Annotated in this window: 20 protein-coding genes; 8 read left to right on the top strand and 12 right to left on the bottom strand. The window is 54.4% G+C overall.

Annotated features, from left to right (window positions below; all coding sequences use genetic code 11):
* Positions 1 to 213: 213 nt before the first annotated feature.
* Positions 214 to 594, top strand: a complete 381-nt coding sequence (locus AC2FFP_RS20760) for a hypothetical protein (RefSeq protein WP_496844397.1) — start codon at positions 214 to 216, stop codon at positions 592 to 594.
* Entirely contained in the window at positions 591 to 1,808 is a 1,218-nt protein-coding gene (locus tag AC2FFP_RS20755; RefSeq protein WP_496742054.1) for an HlyD family secretion protein, read from the top strand. Before AC2FFP_RS20760 ends, AC2FFP_RS20755 begins: the two co-directional genes overlap by 4 nt.
* Before the next feature lie 1,058 nt (positions 1,809 to 2,866).
* Here the strand turns inward: AC2FFP_RS20755 and AC2FFP_RS20750 are convergent.
* Both AC2FFP_RS20750 and AC2FFP_RS20745 read right to left on the bottom strand, forming a co-directional pair.
* Complete coding sequence (locus tag AC2FFP_RS20750; RefSeq protein ID WP_496881465.1) at positions 2,867 to 3,037, bottom strand: helix-turn-helix domain-containing protein; 171 nt, start codon at positions 3,035 to 3,037, stop codon at positions 2,867 to 2,869.
* 135 nt (positions 3,038 to 3,172) lie between these two features.
* Positions 3,173 to 3,484, bottom strand: coding sequence for a recombinase family protein (locus AC2FFP_RS20745; RefSeq protein WP_496881460.1), 312 nt, complete (start codon positions 3,482 to 3,484; stop codon positions 3,173 to 3,175).
* Positions 3,485 to 4,124: 640 nt separating this feature from the next.
* Between AC2FFP_RS20745 and AC2FFP_RS20740 the strand changes: the two genes are divergently transcribed.
* From AC2FFP_RS20740 to AC2FFP_RS20725, 4 genes are all read left to right on the top strand, one after another.
* Positions 4,125 to 5,330: a YcaO-like family protein gene (locus AC2FFP_RS20740; RefSeq protein ID WP_496769984.1), complete on the top strand. Its 1,206-nt coding sequence runs from the start codon at positions 4,125 to 4,127 to the stop codon at positions 5,328 to 5,330.
* Positions 5,327 to 6,685: a TfuA-like protein gene (locus AC2FFP_RS20735; protein WP_496769986.1), complete on the top strand. Its 1,359-nt coding sequence runs from the start codon at positions 5,327 to 5,329 to the stop codon at positions 6,683 to 6,685. The genes AC2FFP_RS20740 and AC2FFP_RS20735 overlap by 4 nt, the downstream gene beginning before the upstream one ends.
* Entirely contained in the window at positions 6,672 to 7,967 is a 1,296-nt protein-coding gene (locus tag AC2FFP_RS20730) for a gluzincin family metallopeptidase (protein WP_496881459.1), read from the top strand. The genes AC2FFP_RS20735 and AC2FFP_RS20730 overlap by 14 nt, the downstream gene beginning before the upstream one ends.
* Before the next feature lie 149 nt (positions 7,968 to 8,116).
* Complete coding sequence (locus tag AC2FFP_RS20725) at positions 8,117 to 8,977, top strand: hypothetical protein (protein ID WP_496769990.1); 861 nt, start codon at positions 8,117 to 8,119, stop codon at positions 8,975 to 8,977.
* 55 nt (positions 8,978 to 9,032) lie between these two features.
* Here AC2FFP_RS20725 and AC2FFP_RS20720 read toward each other — a convergent pair whose 3' ends face one another.
* On the bottom strand, positions 9,033 to 10,802 hold the full coding sequence (locus AC2FFP_RS20720; RefSeq protein WP_496726950.1) for an adenylate/guanylate cyclase domain-containing protein: 1,770 nt from the start codon (positions 10,800 to 10,802) through the stop codon (positions 9,033 to 9,035).
* A gap of 94 nt (positions 10,803 to 10,896) precedes the next feature.
* Positions 10,897 to 11,538: a GNAT family N-acetyltransferase gene (locus tag AC2FFP_RS20715; RefSeq protein ID WP_496844396.1), complete on the bottom strand. Its 642-nt coding sequence runs from the start codon at positions 11,536 to 11,538 to the stop codon at positions 10,897 to 10,899.
* 239 nt (positions 11,539 to 11,777) lie between these two features.
* Between AC2FFP_RS20715 and AC2FFP_RS20710 the strand changes: the two genes are divergently transcribed.
* Positions 11,778 to 12,620, top strand: a complete 843-nt coding sequence (locus tag AC2FFP_RS20710) for a fumarylacetoacetate hydrolase family protein (RefSeq protein WP_496769994.1) — start codon at positions 11,778 to 11,780, stop codon at positions 12,618 to 12,620.
* 55 nt (positions 12,621 to 12,675) lie between these two features.
* On the opposite strand, the gene phnY is transcribed toward AC2FFP_RS20710, so the two are convergent.
* The 3 genes from phnY to AC2FFP_RS20695 form a co-directional block, all read right to left on the bottom strand.
* Positions 12,676 to 14,136, bottom strand: a complete 1,461-nt coding sequence (phnY, locus tag AC2FFP_RS20705; RefSeq protein ID WP_496844395.1) for a phosphonoacetaldehyde dehydrogenase — start codon at positions 14,134 to 14,136, stop codon at positions 12,676 to 12,678.
* A gap of 2 nt (positions 14,137 to 14,138) precedes the next feature.
* Complete coding sequence (locus AC2FFP_RS20700; protein WP_496844394.1) at positions 14,139 to 14,375, bottom strand: hypothetical protein; 237 nt, start codon at positions 14,373 to 14,375, stop codon at positions 14,139 to 14,141.
* A gap of 150 nt (positions 14,376 to 14,525) precedes the next feature.
* Positions 14,526 to 15,545 (bottom strand): GlxA family transcriptional regulator, encoded by a 1,020-nt coding sequence (locus tag AC2FFP_RS20695; RefSeq protein WP_496844393.1) that lies wholly within the window; start codon positions 15,543 to 15,545, stop codon positions 14,526 to 14,528.
* 150 nt (positions 15,546 to 15,695) lie between these two features.
* On the opposite strand from AC2FFP_RS20695, the gene AC2FFP_RS20690 reads away from it, so the two are divergent.
* Positions 15,696 to 16,376, top strand: coding sequence for a GntR family transcriptional regulator (locus AC2FFP_RS20690; protein ID WP_496770003.1), 681 nt, complete (start codon positions 15,696 to 15,698; stop codon positions 16,374 to 16,376).
* 12 nt (positions 16,377 to 16,388) lie between these two features.
* Here AC2FFP_RS20690 and AC2FFP_RS20685 read toward each other — a convergent pair whose 3' ends face one another.
* The 5 genes from AC2FFP_RS20685 to AC2FFP_RS20665 are packed head-to-tail and all read right to left on the bottom strand — an operon-like array spanning position 16,389 to position 21,327.
* Positions 16,389 to 17,345, bottom strand: coding sequence for an ABC transporter ATP-binding protein (locus tag AC2FFP_RS20685; RefSeq protein WP_496770005.1), 957 nt, complete (start codon positions 17,343 to 17,345; stop codon positions 16,389 to 16,391).
* The gene (locus AC2FFP_RS20680; RefSeq protein ID WP_496844392.1) at positions 17,342 to 18,319 is read right to left on the bottom strand and encodes an ABC transporter ATP-binding protein; all 978 of its coding nucleotides are present in this window, start codon (positions 18,317 to 18,319) and stop codon (positions 17,342 to 17,344) included. Before AC2FFP_RS20680 ends, AC2FFP_RS20685 begins: the two co-directional genes overlap by 4 nt.
* 4 nt (positions 18,320 to 18,323) lie before the next feature.
* On the bottom strand, positions 18,324 to 19,229 hold the full coding sequence (locus AC2FFP_RS20675) for an ABC transporter permease subunit (RefSeq protein WP_082637042.1): 906 nt from the start codon (positions 19,227 to 19,229) through the stop codon (positions 18,324 to 18,326).
* Complete coding sequence (locus AC2FFP_RS20670; protein WP_282169492.1) at positions 19,226 to 20,233, bottom strand: ABC transporter permease subunit; 1,008 nt, start codon at positions 20,231 to 20,233, stop codon at positions 19,226 to 19,228. The genes AC2FFP_RS20675 and AC2FFP_RS20670 overlap by 4 nt, the downstream gene beginning before the upstream one ends.
* Entirely contained in the window at positions 20,233 to 21,327 is a 1,095-nt protein-coding gene (locus tag AC2FFP_RS20665; RefSeq protein WP_496844391.1) for a M24 family metallopeptidase, read from the bottom strand. Before AC2FFP_RS20665 ends, AC2FFP_RS20670 begins: the two co-directional genes overlap by 1 nt.
* Between the last annotated feature and the right edge of the window lie 6 nt (positions 21,328 to 21,333).

Below are 21,333 nucleotides of genomic sequence, written 5' to 3'. Positions count from 1 at the left end.
CTCCGCCAAACAAGAGTGGTCCGGGGGGAACATCCACGGTCTGCGCTCATTGGCGCTTGGCGAAAAAACAGCGAACGGACGTCGCTGGGATCCCCCCTATGTCCCGCAGGAACAGCCCTCAGAACCATCTCAAAATCAGACCGAGAACTGAATTTCCACAGACACCTAAAATCTTCACACGCAGCACGGCTGCGAAACAAAAGGACCTGAAAAATGAAACCACCCGCGTTCCTGATGGCCCCTATACTTGGCGTCATCTCAACTCCTGCCTTCGCTGCTGGCGGCGATCCGAGATGGTGGGTCGCGCCCAATCAGACCGACACCTATGCTTGGGTCAGCCTGATTGTCCTCTTCCTTGCGATCCTACTGGTAGTACACCTCTATGCCCGCTTTGAACGCTATACCGAGCGCAAATCAATCGGCACTCCGCTGCGCACAACTATTCCGGTGATGCTTACCATAGCCTTGGCGTACGAATTGATGCCCGCGCTCAGCCACTTCAGCATTCTGCTGCCAGGCGCGCTGATCCTGACTGCAATCGCCCGCGACTTCATGTTGTGGTGGCGGCCTTCGACAGAGGAGCTGGTAAAATGATTGAACTGCTCGTCACATCTTTTCCGTTTGTCCTGCGGGTGATCTACCTAAAATGGCGCGGGATTCCAGTCACCCTGTACAACGTTCACCGAGCGCTCTTCATGTGGTTCGTACTAGCACTGATCGTCTTCTTTGCCGTGTTCTACTACTACCCAAAATCTTACACAGGTCTTGTGCCATTCAGAACTGTTCCGGTCGTTGCTGAGAACGGTGGAACAGTAACAGATATCTACGTAAAGGGCGGTGATCGTGTAGAACCGGGCGATCCGCTGTTTGCAGTCGAGAATGCGTCGGAACAAGCTGCAGTAGATTTTGCAACCCGTAAAGTTGAGGAGATAGAAAGCGCGAAACTGGCAGCTGAATTGCAGGTCCAAACTGCTCAGGCCGTGGTGGATGCCGCAGTTACCGCCAGAGAACAGGCTGAGCTGGTGCTGATGGATCACGAGGCACTTCAAGCAAAGGGCTCTGCAGCATTTCAAGTGAGCCAGTTGGAACGCGCCCAGGCAACCTTGAGTACTCGGGAAGCAGAGGTTGAGGCTGCGGAAACGCAACTTGGTGTGGCACAAGTCCAAGCTAGTGCCGTTCTGCCTGCCCAACTTGCATCGGCGCGCGCGTCGTTGAAGCAGGCTCAGGTGGAACTGTCAAAGACATTGACGCTCAGCTCTGTCGACGGTGTCGTTGAACAGGTCACCCTAAATGTCGGATCACGCGCAGCGCAAGCCGCGATGAGCCCGGCAATGCTAATTGTACCCGACCGCAAAGAAGTTGAGCGAGGACGTATCGTCGCTGGCTTCTCGCAGGTTTCTCGCACTGAATTGTACGAAGGTATGGCGGCGGAAGTGGCGTGCGAAAGTAACTTCAACATCTCGATGCGCAATACCGTTCTTCCTGCAAGGATCGTACGTATTCAGGAGCAGATTTCTTCCGGTCAGCTAGCGCCTAGCGGTCGCCTGATCGAGCCGAGCGAAAAGGCTAAACGGGGTCAGATCGTTGTGCATCTTGATCTGGTGCACCCAGAACACCGCGAACTTTTGGTTCCAGGTAGCGGTTGCATTGTACAATCCTACACCACCAATTTTGAAGGCGAAATGGAAGGAACACTTGTCGCCCACGGGATTCAGGCCATGGGTATCATCAAAGCGGTCGGTCTACGGGTCAAAGCTTGGTTCGGTCTGACATCGGGTATCGGCTTGATCGGTGGTGGTCACGCCTGACTTTCCAACTCCATCCATTTTCAACAAGTGCGGCTTCCAACAAATGTTGGGAGCCGTTTCGACAATTTGAGACAGATCGCATGTCAATTAAATGCGAGTTATGTGACGGCTTTCTGCCACACGGCGAACGATTTGACTGTCCGCTCAGGTGATCTTATGCAGGAAAATGACAACCACATACAGTAGCCCCGGAATGTCCGTTTTGTCCGCGTTACGGTGTTCCCAATCAAGCCTGGCGTGTGGCTGGTTCGCGCCACCAAACGACGTTGCCGACAGGGCTATGTCATGCTAGCTGAGATCAAGCCCTGATTGTTTTCCACTTAACCGCACCCAACACGGATTTCTCCGTGCCTGCTGTTGTGCGGATTAAAAGGAAAACGAATGAAACGACCAAAGTTGCCGCCAATCCAAGGCAGACGTTTTGACGCCGAGATGCGCCAAGATACGGCATTTTATTTGACCGAGCATGCTTCTAAGGGGCCGACTTGGCTTAGACATTGAGGAAGAATTTCCTTTGTTGTTCTGACAGAGGAGCTTTTCGAACAAGTTTGGCCTGACCATCGGCGCGCTTGGAGCGTGGATGATATGCCAATTCGCCATGAGCAAATGTTGCTCGAAGCGCTTGAGGCTTCGCTATCTCAAGACAATGAAGAATAGAACGTTAAAAGCGTGAGGGCAGGGGGGGCAGAGGTGCTGTAAAACCTGGTCACCTGAAGGAGTTCAGAAAAATTGTTCAATCGCCCTTGCGACAGTTTGCAACCAAGAGAAAACAACATTTCGCCTAGCAGACGTGCACAATAAGAAATGTTATCAGTTATGAGCAAAAATTTTGGCAGAGAACGATGACTAAGATTGGCGATAGCCTCACTAGAGGTGCAAAAGAAGCACTGGAAGTTGCAAAGGGTGAACTCGACCCTGCTGGGGCATCTGTGCCTAGTGAAAAGACCGATAACGCCGCAGATGCTTCCGATAGACCAGCTATCGCCAAGTGCCTTCACGGGATCCCCACAAGGCTTGAATCTTCAAGTCTATGAAGCCGAACGGACAGGAAACAGCGTCTACATTTCCTTGCGTGAATGCCTTTCAATCTTGTTTTCCACAATTGTTGGGTCGTACGCATTCTGCGACCCAACCTGTGCATCGAGCGTGCGATATATAGTAATCCGAGACACACCCAAATCGCGTGCGATCTGGGCCTTTGAAAACCCGCTAGCCGCAAGAGATCGAATTTATGCGTTATCTACCTGTTTTCGTCTGCCACGATAGACACCTCTTTCCTTGGCGGCATCAATACCGGCTCTCTATTTGTCGCGGATGAATTTTAGTTCCATATCAGCGACCATGGCGAGCACTGTCACCACCATTCAACCAAGATCACCGGCTGTACTCACTTCCGGTTCAAGAACCCGCAGGGAAGCGCCTTTGGCATCCAGTTCATACACCAGGTTCAGAACATCCTTCGTAGTCCGACCAAGGCGGTCAAGTCGGTGAACAACCAGTTCATCACCTACTCGTAATAACTCGAAGATGGTTTCTAATTCCGTGCGCCCGTCACGCGATGCACCTGGCCCTGTTTCTGACCGCACGATCTCGCACTCAGCTTTCGTCAATGCTGCCGTTTGAATGTCGAGATCTTGGCTCGTGGTGCTGACTCTGGCATATCCGATGCGGGGCATTTGGTATCTATCACATTAGGGTAGGGGTGATGTTCAATCTGTCACATAGTTGAATTGACCACCCTAATGGGACGGTGGATCGCGTCACATTTAGATGTCATTTTGTGGTGCACCCAATTGTTACATGGAGATGTGTGATCCACCGAAAGTGAACGCAGCATTCTGACACGGCAGGATGTTTGATTTTTCATAGTCGCCAACTCCTCGCAGATCGTGCGTAGACGTCAGAGAGTTCTGTTGGTGACAGTTTGTTCAGGTGGCTCTTGTCAAACACAACCACATCGTTGGATAGAAATTGGTCAATGTTCATCCGGTCCCTGGCTTCGAGGATGAACGAATGTTCAACCGCCAGTGTTGCCAGCAAGCCTCCTGTTTCGATATGCGCGGCTAATTCCCGCTGTAACGCCTGAAAGCTCAACGTATGGCCGCCATTGTCGGTAACAATGAAAATAACGCAGACGATGAAATCGCATAATTGATCTTATGTTAAATATAATGATGTAAGTATTCACCTGTACGTTTCGAACATAACTACTAGAAACCAGCAAGGTTGACCCACGCGAATTCATCTACCATCCTATTTTCGTATAGTTTGTTATATTGTGCGAACCCGCACGTTTGTTTTGGCAAGGTCGATGAAATGACCGATAATTCACAAAAGACCTACGTGCATGACACGCACCGTTTGCGCGACCCCGAGCACACCTTAAGAATTGTGCAACCATTTCTTCGGGAAATGGGCATAACTCGGATCGCAAATCTGACCGGCCTGGATAGGATTGGTTTACCGACTGTTATGGTCGCTCGTCCCAATTCCCGATCTGTTGCGGTGTCACTTGGTAAGGGGCTGTCGCTGCAGGCAGCGCAAGCTTCAGGCGTTATGGAAGCGATCGAATCCTGGCATGCCGAACGTGTGCGACTTCCGCAACGGTTTGCCAGATTTACCGATTTGGCTGATGACGCGACCGTTGTGGAGGTGGAGCGATTGCCTAAGGTCACTGGCGCGCAATTTGATCCCAACGGCAACATGTTATGGGTCGAAGGCTGGGATTTGAAAAGCCAACACACCTGCTGGGTTCCGCTTGAGATGGTGGACACTGACTACACCACGCCTCCACTCGCTGGACAACGCGCCTTTCCCAGAACAACGAATGGTTTGGCTTCGGGCAACAATGTCGCCGAAGCGAGTTGTCATGCAATTTGCGAATTGATTGAGCGCGATGCAACGACGCTGTGGTCTCATCAATCCAAGACCGTGCGTATTGATCCCGGTACTGTCGATGATCAGCGATGTCAGGCGGCCATTGAAAAAATCACCACCGCAAGTCTGGAGATCGGGCTGTGGAACACCACGTCGGATATCGGAATTGCCAGTTTTCGCTGCGTGATCTGCGAGGCTGGCGGGCAGCCTGGTCACATCGGCATCGGCGACGGATGTCATCCGGATCGTGCAATCGCGTTGCTGCGCGCGGTGACAGAGGCTGCTCAGACCCGGCTGACCTATATCTCGGGCGCGCGCGATGATCTGGATCCGGCAGAATTCACTGATCAGGCGCAAACGGATCGGTGTAGATATCTGCGGGATCTGATCGATCGCGCCCCTCCGACAGGGAATTTTCAGGACTGCCCGACGCATTCAACCAAGACATTCGAGGATGACCTGGCTTTGCTGTTAATCAGGTTAGAGGCCGTCGGGGTTTCTCAGGTGGTGATCGTGGACTTGTCTCGGCCTGAATATGATCTATCGGTTGTTCGGGCGGTCATACCGGGCTTGGAAGCGCCGCACGACGACGCGGATTACGTACCGGGCCTAAGAGCGCTGCAGATCAGGCAGGAAACCGCATGAACGTTGTCGTATTTGTGGGCCCTACCCTGCCAGCACACGAAGTTGCCGCACAGTTGAATGCTGCGATCCTGCCCCCTGTTCAGCAGGGTGATGTCTATCGCGCAGCCAAGGATCACCCGCACGCAATTGGGATCATAGATGGGTTCTTCGAAGGTGTGCCCTCGGTCTGGCACAAGGAAATCTTGTGGGCGATGGAACAAGGGATACCGGTCTTTGGCAGCGCCAGCATGGGCGCCCTGCGTGCCGCTGAACTTGCCGATTTTGGAATGATCGGTGTTGGCGGGATCTTTGAGGACTACCTTAGCGGCGTTTTGCAGGATGACGATGAGGTCGCGGTTCTGCACAGTCCGGCAGAGCTGGGGTTTCAACCGCTTAGTACACCGATGGTATCTATCCGAGCCACAGTCAAACAGGCTCAGGCTCAGGGGATTTTACCTTCTGAAAGCGTCGCCACTATCCTAGAGCATGCGAAATCCAGACACTATCGGCACCGTATCTGGCAAAACATCGGCAAAGAGTTAAACGACCTACCCGGAATAGCGGCCTTTTTGGATTGGCTACCCGACGGCCAAATTGATGCGAAAGCAGATGACGCCCGCGCGATGCTGGCCCTTATGGCGGATTGCCTGTCGCAGGGCACCCTACCCCAGAGTCCCGTAACGCGGACCGAACCAACATTGGTGTGGAAACAGTTGCGCAACCGCATCGACACCAACGAGGCAAAGAACCACGCGGTGATCGACGAGTTGAGGTTGGACCCGGAACTTTACGCCGAATTGCGCAACCGCGCAGTGCTGAGTGTGATGGCACAGGAAGAAGCCGCCGAACAGGATCGGCAACCTGATCGTGACGCCCTGATCCGGCAGATGACGGACCATAGAGCCAAAGCTGGATTGTCTCAAAAAGCGCATTTGATGGAATGGCTGGCCGCCAATGATCTGAACCTTGCGGAATACGAGGACATACTGACGGATGCCGCTCGGATCGATGCGACGGTCGCCGCGCGTTTGACCCAGTTGGATGGGCCATTGCTGGCTGAACTGAAACGAACCGGAAAGTATGCCGATCTACGGGAACGGGCGGCCGCCAAGGAAAAAGCTGCGATTGTGAATGGGCACCTTTCGGGCGCGGATCGTCTGCGTATGGTCGTTTGGTATTTTGAAGCGCGCCTTGACCAGGACGTGCCGGATAACCTGGACAGCTACGCAACCTCGCTTGGCCTATCCGGGCGCGTGGAACTGGGTGAATTGATCGAAGCAGAGTTTTTGTTTTGCCACAGGAGTTCCTGTGCGGAGGTTCCAAATAGCAAAGTGACTTCCACCCGGCACGAGGGGTCGATTGATGAACACACATAAGACTGCAAGCGTCGAAGAACCCGGCACACGGTTCCTGCTGTATCCGCAATCGCCTTTTCTGGAACCTGGCGCGCAACCGGAGCTTGTCGAAATTTCGGCTCCGCAAGGCAGCATTGGGCCAGGGCCTTCCGGTCCGCGCATGTACACCGTCAACCCTGTTGGAAAAACCACACCTTACGGTGCCATCGTTCCAGGTCCGAATGGACCGGGTATGTATCTGCCGCCGTGGGACGGGTACATTCAGCCGCCCGCAATGCCCGATGAGTTCGGGAATTTCTTTCATATTGCCCCATCCGACCCCGCATTTGAAGCAGCGCATTTGTTCGGGTCGGCCCATTTTACAATGGATGTGTGGCAAGGGTATTTTGATCGCCCAATCCCGTGGCATTTCGCGCGCGATTTCGACCGGCTTGAATTGTCCCTGCTACCCAGTCTGGATAACGCACATATTGGCTGGGGGTTTCTGGAAACAGGCGGCACGCACGAACATGGAGATGAGTACCGGCCATACAGCCTGAACTTTGACGTTGTCTCCCATGAAATTGGACATGCCATTATCTATAGCGTCATTGGTATGCCGTCAGATGGGGATGCGTCGGGCGAATATTATGGGTTTCACGAGTCAGCTGCCGATATGGTCGCCCTTCTTGCGTCGCTACATTTTGGTTCTGTAGTTGACGCTCTGCTAAAAAACACGCGGGGCAACCTTTACACATTCAATCGTCTGAACCGGTTTGCAGAACTCGGGGAAAACGCGCAAATCCGAATTGCCGCCAACACACGGTCCATGTCAGAGTTTGCGGCCGGATGGACCAGCGAACACGATCTTTCCGAACCGTTGACCGGAGCGATGTTCGACATTTTCGTAGACATTTATCACGAACGCCTGCTGCTGCATGGGCTGATCTCACCTGAAGAAGAACACCTGTCCGATCAACTGGAAGACTCTCCGGATTACAGCGAGGTTATGCAGGGTGTGTTCGATGCCCGTTATGCCGAAAACCCGGAAGGTTTCCGGATCGCTTTGCTTGAAGCGCGCGATTTTCTGGGAACCTATCTGGCCGACACATGGGAGCGACTGGATGCGGATATGCTCAGCTATTTCGGTGTTGAAAAGGCCCTGCTGGCGGTCGACCAGGAAATCACTGGCGGTGCTTTTCGCGACATCATCGAAGGCAACTTCCGCATGCGAGATATTGGTCTGATGTCTGCCGGTCCGCGTCTGCCCGATCCCGAAGAAGAGAGCCACTCGGCCTCGGTTCGCACGCAGGTGCCGGAATGACCTGTAAAATCCTTTATTTTTAAGCGGTTTTGTGGCATGCAATCGGAAGAAGTTTATTGGAACGCATTTGCTCGAATATTTTTCGAGCTTATTTTGAGGGGGAGATGAGGGTTCTGGCTTCGTCGATCCCGTAATTGGGAGAGAGAGATATGGCTGAATCCTTGCTCAGTTTTTCAGAAGTGTTGTTGTTTGGTCGAATTATTGAAGATATAAAAATCCAGTCACAAACCAAAGTAAAAGCAGCCACCACCGCAAATATGCAACCTCCTTTGAAGGGGGCCTCAGTCGACGGCGTGACATTGAAGCCGCGTGACCGCGTATTGGTGAAAAATCAGGCCAATTTGGATCAAAACGGCATTTACACCGTGGCGGACGATACGGACAGCTCCTGGTTTAACAAAACACAAGTTAAACGCGGGACGTTGATCAGAGTGCGGAAGGGCACGCAGTTCGATCCCCAAAAACCGTTTTGGGAGCAAACAGGCAGATTTGATCTTGGGCAACAACAGTTCGAGCAAGTCGGCAGGCGCAGAAAACGGCGCGGCAACAACAATCATCTTGCGGAACAGCTGGATGACGATGCCCAACTCGCCAGGATCTACGGCTTCGCATATGAAGGCACGTACTATGAACTGCCCGAACCCACTATTTTCCTGGTACATGGTGAAGGTGATTCAGCAACCGAAGCGAATGCGCCTGTAGGTCAGGGTTCTCGTGCGCCAGTAAGTCCGACGCTTTCTGGTGTTGCTTCGGCGGATTATCAGTTTTCCAATGATATGCGAGTCTGGGACTACGACAAGGCTGACTTCACATTTCGTATGGATGTGATGACCGGCCAGTTCGAGCAGGTCCTGCTGGACATCTATTTCGGTTTTGACAGCCCGGCGATAAGCGGTGCCAAAGTGAGCGGTGCAAAGGTCAGCGGCGCGAAAGTCAGCGGTGCCAAAGTCAGTGGCGCAAAGGTGAGCGGTGCCAAGGTCAGCGGCGCAAAGGTGCGCGGCGGCGACTAAGCCCGGTTTGCGAGAAATATTCTGGGGCACCCGAAATTGGGTGCCCCTTTGCTTTTCAGAACCCGGCTTTTTTCAGACCTTCCACAAAGTGCTGCGTATCTTCCTCTAGCCGATCCGGTTGAACGGTCGTCCAGCGGGCCAGCGAAAAGTTAGGATGTGCCTCGCGGTGCTTTTCCCTTATAAGACGGGCCATGTCCGTTTGACCCAGCTGAGCATAACTTGCGGCCAGCATACGCTGCCCCTCGGTCGGATTGTTCATCTTGTTGACCGTCTCAATTACATCCTCATAGCGTCTTAGGTTGTAATACGCCCCACCCAGATGCCAAAGGTATTGATCCGGGAAATAGGGATTTAGGCGCATTGCCTGCTGAAGATGCGTTATGGCCGTTTCGTTGTCACCCGAATGGGCTAGCGCATCAGCAAAGTCGGAATGCATATCCGCGTCATTTGGGTTTAACGCCAGCGCCCTCTGATAGGATTGGATGGCTGCGTCATGCTCTTTGCGGTACAGGTGCACATAGCCCAATTCGCCGAAACCACGCGCGTCGGTCGGGTCCAGCTCAATCGCGCGCTGTGCCAACATCAGCGCCTTTTCCAGCGATTGTGACGGCTCTTCGGCCCAGGAATAACGCCAGTCGATATTTAGAGTTCGCGACAGCGCTGCTGCAGCACGGGCATACCCCTCGTCCCGCTCAAGGGCTGATTGATAGAAATTCTGTGCCTTGCGGTTGTCGTTTCGGGTGTATTTGAAGATGTGGTGCTGACCTTGCAGGACCGAACCATAGGCCTCAAGATCGTTTGGAACTGCCTGAATCATGCGCTGCTTTTCATGCGACTCGATCATCACCGCAGTGGCCGCCACAATGCACTCAGTGACCTCATCAAGAATGTCGAAAATATCGTCAATCTTGCGATCGAACCGTTCGCCCCAGATCGTGCGCTCGGTGTTGGCATCAATCAACTCGGCGGAAATCCTGATCCGACTGGCTGACCGACGTACACTGCCGCGCGCGACATAGCGAACATTCAGTTTTTGCGCGGCCTCTTTCGGAGGCATCGATTGTGTCCTGAAGAAAAACGACGAGTTCCGGGCGATGATAAAAAGGTTCCGGAACTTGGACAGATTCATGATTATGTCGTCCGTCAGACCTTCGGCGATCCAGCTGTCGGACTCATCGCCGCCAGAGCTGCTGAAAGGCAGAACGGCCACCGACGGCGTATCCGGCCGTTCGAATATGTCCCCTTTCAAATCCGGGCGCATCGTGCCGGCCATGGTCGCGCCGGCCACTTCGCTGCGGACGCAGTAGGTCGAGACAGGATTCATGATATTCTTGAGCTGTTTTGGCCCCAGAAACTCGTACCCAAAGCGCAGGCGATTGCAGACCTGATCATACACGGCAGAGCTGACATAGACCCGCTCAGGCTCGGCTATTTCTTGCAACCGGGCCGCGATATTGACGTTGTCACCATGAATGCCCCGCTCGTCTATCAGAATCTCACCAAGGTGAATCCCAGCCCGGAACTTGATTCGCTGATCCTGCGCGCGGGTCTTATTCTGATCGCTTGCGATTTGATGCAATTCGACCCCGAATTCCACTGCGCTGGTGGCAGTTTCGAACAGGGCCAAAATCCCGTCCCCACGTACCTCTACCACCCGACCGTTGTACTTTGCGCACGAGGCTTCAAGCAAAGAAATCAATGCTTTCAATTCATTATAGGTATCCAGCTCATTCTCGCTCATGAGCCGGGAGTATCCTACGACATCAGCGAACAATACTGCGCCAAGCCGTTGAGTAATTGGAATGTCAGAAATTGTCGTACTCACAAGTGTTACTCTTTTTTCGGATTCATAGCGGACCCGTAACTAACATATATCAAAAAACGTTTTTGACGACCGAAGCAGTTTTGATCGGAACTGATCACACCTCAGCGATCTGAGGCGGCCATGACCAGGCGGCGCAATCATTCGGCCCCAATGTCACGATTGTATTCGCATCCAGTTCCTGTGCCAAAACGTTTCGGCGAACCATCCACTCGGATTTCAGAATGCCCACAACAACCATATCCTGAAACTCGCCTTCAGCGAACCACGCTTGACGCATCGTCCCTTCAATCTGGAATCCTATCTTGGCAACAAGATCACGGCTGTGATGATTGTCCTCACGATAATAAGACGTTATGCGGTTCAGCCCCAGCTGTCGAAATGCCAGGTCCAGCACCAAAGCGGATGCCCGAAGCCCGACGCCGGATCTACGCATTGCTTTGTTGACGAAAACTGCAACCACTGCATCGCGATTGATGTTCGAGATAGACTCAAGCCCGGCCAGCCCAACGGCCTCACCTGCGGAGGACTCGACGATAAACCAACATTTGCGGCTGGCATCGGAAGACGTAAATGAATCTCTCCAAAATTCTTCGGCATGCGATGTATTGAGGGGCACGCGCGTTGTACGATCGAAACGCGCAAGGTCTTCAACGTCCTGAAACCAACTCAGAACGGAATCCAGATCTGCCCTTTCCATCGGGCGCAACCTGAACGTGTTTTGTGAATTGTTGCTCACGATAAATAGTACCTTTGAAAGAAATCAGTAAAATCTGCTCGGACACTAGCACAAAAATTTCAAAATTACGAAATGAGATTACAGTATCTCTGTCCTCTGTTTAATTCACCACAAGAATTGAGTTTTTGGTGCAGGGGGTCGATAAATGTGCTGTCCGGTCAAATACAACGGAATTTCCCATCCGCACCCCTGATGGCTAATGATGGCCGCGGGCGCTCTGAGCAAAGGGAATACTATCAATGAAATTACTGCGGTTCGGTCCCAAGGGCGCGGAAAAGCCCGGTCTTCTGGATGCCAAGGGCGCAATTCGTGATTTGTCGGGTGTGATTGATGATCTCACAGGCGAGTTGCTTGGCGATGAAGCCCTGGACCGATTGCGCAGGTTGGATACCGCAAGCCTGCCTCTAGTGGATGGTCAACCGCGGATTGGCGCTTGCGTCGGTCAGGTCGGCAAGTTCGTCTGCATAGGTCTGAACTACGCCGATCATGCGGCCGAAAGTGGGATGGAGCTGCCGCAGGAACCGGTAATCTTTTTTAAGGCAACTTCGGCCATTATTGGCCCCAACGACACGGTCGAAATCCCTCGTGGCTCGGTCAAAACCGATTGGGAGGTGGAACTGGGTGTGGTGATCGGGAAAGAGGCCGAATACCTCTCGGAAGCCGAAGCCTTGAACCATGTCGCCGGTTATTGCGTCATCAACGACAAATCAGAACGCGATTTCCAACTGCACCGTTCGGGCCAGTGGGTCAAAGGCAAATCCGCCGACACGTTCGGTCCTATAGGTCCATGGCTTGTGACACGGGATGAGGTACCCAATCCGCAGGACCTGCAGATGTATCTTGAGGTGAACGGGCAACGGCTTCAGAATGGATCGACCCGAACGATGCATTTCGGCATGGCGACAGCAATCTCTCATCTGTCGCAGTTCATGTCGCTACAGCCGGGAGATGTGATTTCGACAGGCACCCCTCCGGGTGTGGGCATGGGCCAAAATCCGCCGACCTATCTAAAACCTGGCGACAGGATGGAGTTGGGCATCAAAGGCTTGGGCGTGCAACGGCAGAACGTTGTGCAGGGCTGAGCCCCCTGTTTGTGCAATTGTCACAATTTCCCGCAACAGAAAGAGGGCTAAAAAGTCACTCGGGCCAGGGCAGTGAATAAGTTTTGACGTTGGTGAAAAATTTCATCGCCTCGATCACGCCTTCCTTGACGCCGTTGCCGCTGTCCTTGATACCGCCAAAAGGAGACATTTCGATCCGGTAGCCGGGCTGTTCCCAGATGTTGCAGGTGCCAACGTTCAAACCGTTGATGTAGGTAATCGCCCGGTTCAGATCATTAGTACAGACACCCGCCGACAAACCAAATGCGGTGCCGTTTGAGATCTGCATGACTTGCGCATCATCATCTGGAACACGAACGATCGGCACGATTGGACCAAATGTCTCTTCCATCACCAACTCGCTGCCGTGGGGCACCTTGTCGACGACGATCGGCGGCAACAGTGCACCGTTGCGGCCGGGGTGATAGAGGATTTCTGCGCCCTCTTGCGCAGCCTTCAGCACGCGGTTTTCGAACAACTCGGCGGCTTGTGCGTGGATAACGCAACCCAATTGCGTTTCTGGGTCCTGAGGGTCACCAAACCGGATCGCTTTTGCCTTTTCCAGAACAAGTGGCACAAATCTATCTGCTACGCTTTCCTGAACCAGAATGCGTTTGATCGCGGTGCAGCGTTGCCCCGAATTACCTGTGGCCCCAGCCACAGCTATACCGGCGGCCTTGTCCAGATCGGCGTCATTCAGATCGTTCAACACGATCAGGGGGTCGTTGCCGCCCAATTCCAGTGCCTGCCGTTTGTAACCCGCCTTGGACGCGATCATCTTGCCGACGGGCACACCACCCGTGAAAGTGATTACGTCGATGTGTTCATTGGTGATCATCTCATCACCGATGTCCTGCGGCCGGCCCGTCACAACCTGAAACATTTCGGGCGGCAACCCTGCCTCGTACAATATGTCCGCCAGGGTCAAAGCCGTCAGTGGGGTTAGCTCGGTCGGTTTGCAGACCATGCAGTTATTGGTGGCAATGGACGGCGCAATCTTGTGGCTGACCATGTTCAGAGGGTGATTGAACGGAGTAATTGCGCTGATGGTCCTGACCGGCTCGCGTTTGGTGAAAATCTTGCGCGCCTTACCGTTGTGGGTCAGATCACACGAGAAAACCTCACCATCGTCCTTCAGGGCCTCGGAGGCGGCGAACTGAAAAACGTCCTGCGCGCGCTTGGTTTCATAGATCGAGTGCTGATAGCAGATGCCAAGCTCAAGCGTCAGCCATTTTGCGAGGTATTCGCGTCTTTCACCAATCAACACGCCAGCGCGCCGTAAAATTTCGCTGCGTTCATAACGGGTCAGTTTGGGCGCGTAATTCGCGGCGATCTCAAAGGCTTTGCGTGCATGTTCAGAAGTGCCGGCAGGGACGGTACCAATAGTCTCGTTCGTATAGGGATAGTGGACCGAGATTTTAAAATCGGTAAAGACAATCTCGCCGCCAATTCGCATGCCTTCATTGCGGATACCGGAAGTGTTCATGATATCGTCCATGATTAATGGGCCGTCGCTGTAGTGGCAAAAGGAAGTGCTTCAAAATGCAGAGTGTCGATCACGCGACTGACGATGAAGGGAGCGTCCTGCTTGGTCAATCCATCGTGGCAGCGTAAGTCGGCCGCTAGCGCGGCCAGATCATGACGGTTCCGGGAAGTACCCGCGTAGGTATTCTCAACCGGTACATTCAGGATTGAATAGACCCGCGGTTGGGCTGTGATCTGGATTTGCATCATCATCTTCGTAGCCTTGGATTAATTGCGCCCGTTCTAATGCCAGCCATAGATCACAGAATTGCAAAATTTCCGCATTGGGTCGAAAGCCAGAGCAATCCACTGTGTCAGTCCAGAGCTTAATTGCACCTCGATATCCAAGTCACACCAATGGTCTTAGCTGCCACTTTCGTGCGACCACGATCTGCGGAAGTTATGCGGCGAAACCTTGTACCGACCTCGGAAATGAACCGAAAGCCTGTCCGTGCTGGAAAACCCGGATGCAAAGGCAATCTCGGATACGCTGAGGTCGGTTTCATTCAATAGGGCGAAGGCACGATCTAGCCTGAGGTTGTTATAATACTGGCCGGGCGACATCTTGGTGTGCTGCTGGAACAGCCGTTCCATATGGCGTCTGGACAGTGACGCCTGATCCGCCACCGCTTCGAGGCTAAGCGGCGATTCAATGTTGTCTCGCATGATCTGGACAGCTTCGACCAGCTTGGCGTTGCGTGTCCCCAAAAGGGCCGAGACGGGCGAAACCTGATTGCTGCCACTTTCACCGACGCGTCGGTGCAAACACATCTCGGACACGTTGATGGCCAGGGCGTTGCCGAACAATTCCTCGATCACTTCCAGCATCATATCGGTGCTGGCGTGCCCTCCCCCGCAAGTGCGCAGCTTGCCGTCAATCTCGTACAGGCTCTGGGTTGGCGTCATTGTCGGAAAATACTCGCAAAAACCGGGGCGGTTTTCCCAATGAACGGTGAACTTCTTGTCGCCGATCAGGCCTGCCTTGGCCAAGGCAAATGCCCCTGTGCAGATACCGCCAAAATCGCATCCATGTGCCTTTTGCCGACGGATCCAATTCAGAACCGGGGTATCAAACGAGGCCATCGGCTCAGTGCCGGAACACACGAAAGTATAGGCCCCCTGCTCCAGATCGTGCATGGGTTGGTCAGCTTGAATGCGGATTCCGTTCGAACACGTGACCGGCGCGCCATCTGCTGAAAGGACATACCATTCGAACAATTGCTTTCGGGCCAGTTGGTTGGAAATACGCAAAGGTTCAATCGCAGCGCTAAACGCCAACATCGTGGTATTCGGCAGCAATAGAAAATGAAAGGCCTTGGGCGGTCCATCATAAGGAACGTCGACGGAAATCGCCCCCTTGGGCAGGAAACGTTGGCTGACCACTACACCCCTCCTTCGCGTTCGAATACCGCATCGTTGCTGGCCTGCTGGAACGCTCGAGCAACTTAAAGTTATCAATAGATGTATGGCCCTTGGAAATCGAACGCTCATTTTGTATTTTGGATACAACTTACACCGACCGAGACCACTCTTATGCCCAGAACCCGCGCGATCGCACGTCAAAGTCTTCCAGAAGTCATCACAAATGATCTGCGGGAACGTATCCTAAGCGGAGAGATGGCCGAAGGTGAAACCATCCGGCAAGAGGCCCTTGCAGAGGACTATGATGTCTCGCGCATGCCGATCCGCGAAGCACTGAAACGGCTGGATGCCGAAGGCCTTGTGCAACTGACAAACAACCGTGGTGCATCGGTGACTTCGCATTCGCTTTCGCAAATTGGCGAGATTTTCGACCTTCGCGTTCTTTTGGAGGTCGACTTGTTCAAACGGTCTATTCCGCAGATGACGGAAGCTGATTTCGCCAGATGCGAGAAGCTGCTCGACGACATGGAAAAGTCTTACGAAGCTTACAATGTCGGGCGGTGGGGTAGCCTGAATTATGAATACCACAAAGCCCTTTATGCGGCTGCTGATCGTGGGCTGACCAATGAGATCCTGCAAAGGGTCAATCTGCAATCGGACCGCTATGTCCGTATGCATCTGAGCGTCATGGAACAGCGCGAGCCCGCCAAGCAAGACCACCGACAGCTTTTGTCGCTGGCACGCAAACGTCAGGTTGATGCCGCAGGTGAACTGCTGACCAAGCATATTCAACGGACCAAGGATCAGTTGTTGGCGATGGTTATCAAGACACGGAAAGGTGAAACCGGCTGAATGTCAGCTTTCTTACCCCAGAGGATGCAGGCACGCCACTTTGTGGTCTGACCCGCTAAGTTCTGGCGGCGCTGCACGGCATTCTTCGGTTGCAAGCCAGCACCGTTGTGCAAAGGCACAGCCTTTGGGGATGTTCATCGGGGACGGAAGCTCGCCTTCCAGTTTGATCCGATCCTTTCGCGCGTCGGGATCTGCGCGGGGCGTCGTCGACAAAAGAGCCTTGGAATAAGGATGTCGAGGGGCAGCAAACAACTTTTCTTTCGGAGCTTTTTCAACCGCGCGGCCCAGATACATGACAATTACATCGTCGGCAAAATGCTTTACCACCGACAAATCATGCGAAATGAACAGATAGGCAAGGTTCAGACCTTCCTGCAGTTCGACCAGCAGGTTCAGAATTTGCGACTGGATCGAGACGTCCAGTGCTGAAACCGGCTCATCCAGCACCAGCACCTTGGGGTTCAGCATCAGGGCGCGGGCAATTGCTATCCGCTGCCGCTGCCCGCCCGAGAACATGTGTGGGTAGCGGTCGTAATGTTCGGGGCGCAGCCCCACGAGGTCGATCATTTCTCGCGCGCGCGCCTCTCGGTCGACTGCGGACATCTCGCGGCGGTTTATGATCAATGGCTCTTGCAGGATTTGACCGATCCGTTGGCGCGGGTTGAGCGAGCCGTAGGGATCCTGAAACACAATCTGCACAGTTTCACGCATCTGGGCCCATTTCGATGGAGATATCTCAACACCATCGATGGTCAGACTACCCGAGGTCGGTTCTTCGATCATCGTCACCACCCTTGCGAGGGTGGACTTCCCACAACCAGACTCCCCCACGATTGCCAGCGTTTTGCCCGGCCGCAGTTCGAAGTCCACGCCAGACAAGGCCTTGACCGTTGCGGCCTTCGACAACAACCCGCCTTTTACGGTGTAGAACCTGGCCAAATCACTGGCCTGAACGATGGGGGCGGTCATGCCAGCTCTCCGGTTGTAATTTTTTCAACGTAATGGCAGCGCGCCTTGCCGAATTCCGCACTGTGCGGGGTTGGGGGTAACGATCGGCACAGATCATCTGCATATTGGCATCTGGGGCTGAACAGACATCCTTTTGGCCGGTCAAACTGCCCTGGAACGACGCCGGGAATGGTCGGTAGCATCTTAGACGTCGCCCGCTCCGGAAGCGCGTTGAGCAACGCAGTTGTGTAGGGGTGACGCGGGGTGCGGAACAGGTCTTTGACTGCCTGCTCCTCGACCTTTTGGCCAGCATATTGGACTTGAACCCGCTCGGCGGTCTCGGCGACAACACCCATATCATGAGTGATAAGGACCAAACCCATGCCCTGGTCGTCCCGAAGGCGAACCAACAGATCAAGGATTTGCGCCTGAATTGTCACGTCCAGTGCTGTTGTCGGCTCGTCCGCAATCAACAGCTTGGGTTTGCAGGCGATGGCCATCGCAATCATCACCCTCTGGTTCATGCCGCCGGACATCTGATGCGGAAACGTGTTCAGTCGGCTTTCGGGTGCGGGGATTCCGACCTGATCAAACAGTTCAATAGCGCGTTGGTGGCGGTCCTTTCGGTTCAGGCCCAGGTGGATGCGCAAGGCCTCCTTGATCTGGAAGCCAACCGTAAAGCAAGGATTCAGCGATGACATCGGTTCCTGAAAAATCATGGCAATGTCTTTGCCGATGATCTTGCGCCGGTCGCGGGCCGAGATTTTGGTCAGGTCAATGCCTTCAAAGCTTAGTTGGTCGGCCGTAATCGTGGCCGTCCAGGGCAGAAGACCCATCAATGCCAGCATCGACACCGATTTGCCCGAGCCGCTTTCGCCGACGATGGCCGTTAATTCGCCCTTGTCGACAGACAGATCAACGCCATCTACGGCCCGGAACTGACCCGAAGCGGTTGCGAATTCGACGGTGAGGTTTCGGATATCCAACAGGCTCATGTCGTCAGCTCCGCTTTAGCTTAGGGTCCAGCGCGTCGCGCAGACCGTCGCCCATCAGGTTGATGGCCAGCACAGTGACCAAGATGGCCAAACCGGGGAACGTCACCACCCACCATGCGCGCAGAATAAACTCACGCGCTTCGGCCAGCATGGTGCCCCATTCCGGCGTGGGCGGCTGCGCCCCCATGCCCAAGAAGCCAAGGGCTGCAGCATCCAGAATAGCGGTCGAAAACGACAGCGCCGCCTGAACGATGATCGGAGCCAGACAATTCGGCAGCACGGTCTTGAACATCAGCCGGGCCTTGCTGGCACCGGCAACGCGGGCCGAAGTCACATAGTCCTTTTGCCGCTCTGCCAACACTGATGCCCTGGTCAAACGCACGTAATGTGGTTGGAACACAATGGCGATGGCGATCATCGCGTTGGTCAACGAGGGGCCAAGGATGGCGACCAGAACCAGCGCAAGCAGTAGCGAGGGGAAGGACAAGATGATATCCATCACACGCATGATCATCGTATCGACCCATTTGGGCGCGAAACCCGACAGGAGGCCGACAATCACCCCGCCCGTCACGGCCACACAAACCACCACGATGCCGACAAAGAAGGAATAACGCGATCCCATGATCAGCCGCGACAGCATATCCCGACCCAACGGATCGGTGCCCAACGGGAAGGCCCAACTGCCGCCTTCTTGCCACGCAGGAGGTTGCAGAATGTGATTGCGGAACTGTTCAGTCGGGTCGTAGGGGGCCAACAAAGGCGCAAAGGCCGCGCAGAAGACAAAAGCGGCAAAGACCCAAAGGCCCATCACCGCACCGCGGTTTTCGCTGAAGTAATACCAGAACTCTCGCAGGGCGCTGGGGCGGTCTTCGGTTTTTGGTGGGGTCGCGGACAATTCAGCCATCATCGCCTCCGGATTTTGGGGTTGATGACGCCGTAAAGGACATCGACCAGTAAGTTCACCAGCATGACGATCACGGCGATCATCAGCAGGCCGCCCTGCACCACCGGGTAGTCGCGGCGGAAAATGCTATCGACCATCCACTTGCCGATGCCTGGCCAGCTAAAGATTGTCTCGGTCAGGATCGCCCCGGCCAGCAAAGTGCCGACCGACAGGCCGATCACTGTAATCACAGGGATCAATGCATTGCGCAGCGCATGCAGTCCATTGATCCGCGCAGGGGCGAGGCCCTTGGCGCGGGCCGTGCGGATGTAATCCTCACCCAACACTTCCAACATGGCCGAACGGGTCTGGCGTGCAATTACGGCCAAAGGGATCGTGCCCAAAACGATGGTCGGCAGAATTAGATGGCGTACAGCCGATCCAAACGCCCCCTCCTGCCCGGACAGCAGACTGTCGATCAACATGAAGCCTGTGACACTTGGAAAGTAGTACAGCAGGTCGATCCGGCCTGAGACAGGCGTCCAACCAAGGTTGCCGGAAAACACGATGATCAACAACAGCGCCCACCAGAAGATCGGCATGGAATACCCGATCAGCGCGGACGACATCAGCGCCCGGTCGAAGAATTTGCCCCGATTCACAGCGGCAATAACGCCCGCAGGCAGCCCCAAAGCTACTGCAAAAATCATGGCGCAGATCGACAATTCCAGCGTGGCCGGAAACAGGGCAAAGAATTCGTCCCAAACCGGCTTCTTGGTGACAAAGCTCTCGCCCAGATCACCATGCAACACGCCAACCAAATAGTCCCAGTATTGCTGCAGAACAGGTTTGTCGAAACCCAGCTTCTCGACCATCTCCTGATAGCGTTCTTCGGACATTCCGCGTTCACCGGCCATGACGATGATCGGATCGCCTGGAAGCACCCGAATGAACATGAACGAGATCAGTGTTACGCCCAGAAATGTCGGAATGAACATGCCGAGGCGGGTAAGGAAATAGCCAAACATCAGCGGCCTATGATTATTAGTTCTTTGGGAAAGCTGGTCAGCGACCGGCAACCGTCTTCGGTCACCAGTACGTCATCTTCGATCCGAACGCCGAAATTGTCCAGATCATAGAGGCCCGGCTCGTTGGTCCAAACCATGCCCGCGCGCATGATCTGGCCGTTGCCACGCATGATGTAGGGCGCTTCGTGCACATCGCGGCCCAGCCCATGACCGGTCTTGGTGCGGATACGATCAGCATAGGGCGAGGCCTCGAGCACGCTGGTCACCGCATCGTCGATATCGTGGGCGGTTACTCCTGGTTTGCAAGCTTCGAAGCCGACTAGATTGGCCCGCAGAACGGTGTCGTAGACCGCCCTGCCTTCATCCGAGGCTTCGGCGACGAAAAAGGTACGCGTGATGTCCGCGGCAAACCCGTGTTTACGTGCGCCGAAATCGAACAGCAGCGCGTCGCCCGCTTTGATCTGATAATCCGCGCGCGCTTTACCATGCGGTTGAGCCGAGTTTCCTCCGGCTGTCACGATAGGTGAAAAGGCCAGCGACGCGGCACCTTCTGCGAACAACGCCTGGATCAAGGCTTGTTCAATCTGTACTTCTGTCTGACGCACACGAACATCCGCAATTACCCGCTCTAGCGCTCGTTCCGAGATATCAATCGCGGCTTGCAGCGCTGCAATGTCATCGTCCGTCTTGATGATGCGCAGACCGGATATCTCGCGTTCCGCGTCCACGATCCGCAGCTCAGGCAAGGCACGGGTAAAGGCCTTGGAGACAAAGACCCGCATCACCTGCCCTTCGACCGCGAGAGATCGCAGCGGCATGTGTTCAGCCAGCGCCGCGAAGGCGTCGTCATAGCCCGTCTGGTCGCGCCAGTCGAAGACAGCGCCGTCAAATCCGACCAGCGCCCATGAGCCCAATTCCAGATTGGGAACAATCGCGGCTGGTTCACCTATGGCCGGGATGACGACCACAAAAGGCCGCTCGTGGCTCATGAAGGGTTTTCCCAAAGCTCGGGTAAAATTCGGGCCGGGCACCAGTGCCACGGCATCTACTGACATGTCCTTTGCCAGTTGTTGGTACTCGGACAAATCCGGCATTTGCGC

The sequence above is a fragment of the Ruegeria sp. YTSC004 genome (assembly GCF_059609805.1).
Note: the sequence above shows the minus strand (reverse complement) of the source record. Positions and strands in the feature narration are given on the sequence as shown.

Coding starts and splice junctions, on each gene's coding strand:
- AC2FFP_RS20680 (WP_496844392.1), bottom strand. CDS start 18,319: ATGAGCCTGTTGGATATCCGAAACCTCACCGTCGAATTCGCAACCGCT.
- phnY (WP_496844395.1), bottom strand. CDS start 14,136: ATGGACGATATCATGAACACTTCCGGTATCCGCAATGAAGGCATGCGA.
- AC2FFP_RS20760 (WP_496844397.1), top strand. CDS start 214: ATGAAACCACCCGCGTTCCTGATGGCCCCTATACTTGGCGTCATCTCA.
- AC2FFP_RS20685 (WP_496770005.1), bottom strand. CDS start 17,345: ATGACCGCCCCCATCGTTCAGGCCAGTGATTTGGCCAGGTTCTACACC.
- AC2FFP_RS20745 (WP_496881460.1), bottom strand. CDS start 3,484: ATGCCCCGCATCGGATATGCCAGAGTCAGCACCACGAGCCAAGATCTC.
- AC2FFP_RS20700 (WP_496844394.1), bottom strand. CDS start 14,375: ATGATGATGCAAATCCAGATCACAGCCCAACCGCGGGTCTATTCAATC.
- AC2FFP_RS20730 (WP_496881459.1), top strand. CDS start 6,672: ATGAACACACATAAGACTGCAAGCGTCGAAGAACCCGGCACACGGTTC.
- AC2FFP_RS20735 (WP_496769986.1), top strand. CDS start 5,327: ATGAACGTTGTCGTATTTGTGGGCCCTACCCTGCCAGCACACGAAGTT.
- AC2FFP_RS20665 (WP_496844391.1), bottom strand. CDS start 21,327: ATGCCGGATTTGTCCGAGTACCAACAACTGGCAAAGGACATGTCAGTA.
- AC2FFP_RS20755 (WP_496742054.1), top strand. CDS start 591: ATGATTGAACTGCTCGTCACATCTTTTCCGTTTGTCCTGCGGGTGATC.
- AC2FFP_RS20690 (WP_496770003.1), top strand. CDS start 15,696: ATGCCCAGAACCCGCGCGATCGCACGTCAAAGTCTTCCAGAAGTCATC.
- AC2FFP_RS20670 (WP_282169492.1), bottom strand. CDS start 20,233: ATGTTTGGCTATTTCCTTACCCGCCTCGGCATGTTCATTCCGACATTT.
- AC2FFP_RS20675 (WP_082637042.1), bottom strand. CDS start 19,229: ATGATGGCTGAATTGTCCGCGACCCCACCAAAAACCGAAGACCGCCCC.
- AC2FFP_RS20710 (WP_496769994.1), top strand. CDS start 11,778: ATGAAATTACTGCGGTTCGGTCCCAAGGGCGCGGAAAAGCCCGGTCTT.
- AC2FFP_RS20740 (WP_496769984.1), top strand. CDS start 4,125: ATGACCGATAATTCACAAAAGACCTACGTGCATGACACGCACCGTTTG.
- AC2FFP_RS20725 (WP_496769990.1), top strand. CDS start 8,117: ATGGCTGAATCCTTGCTCAGTTTTTCAGAAGTGTTGTTGTTTGGTCGA.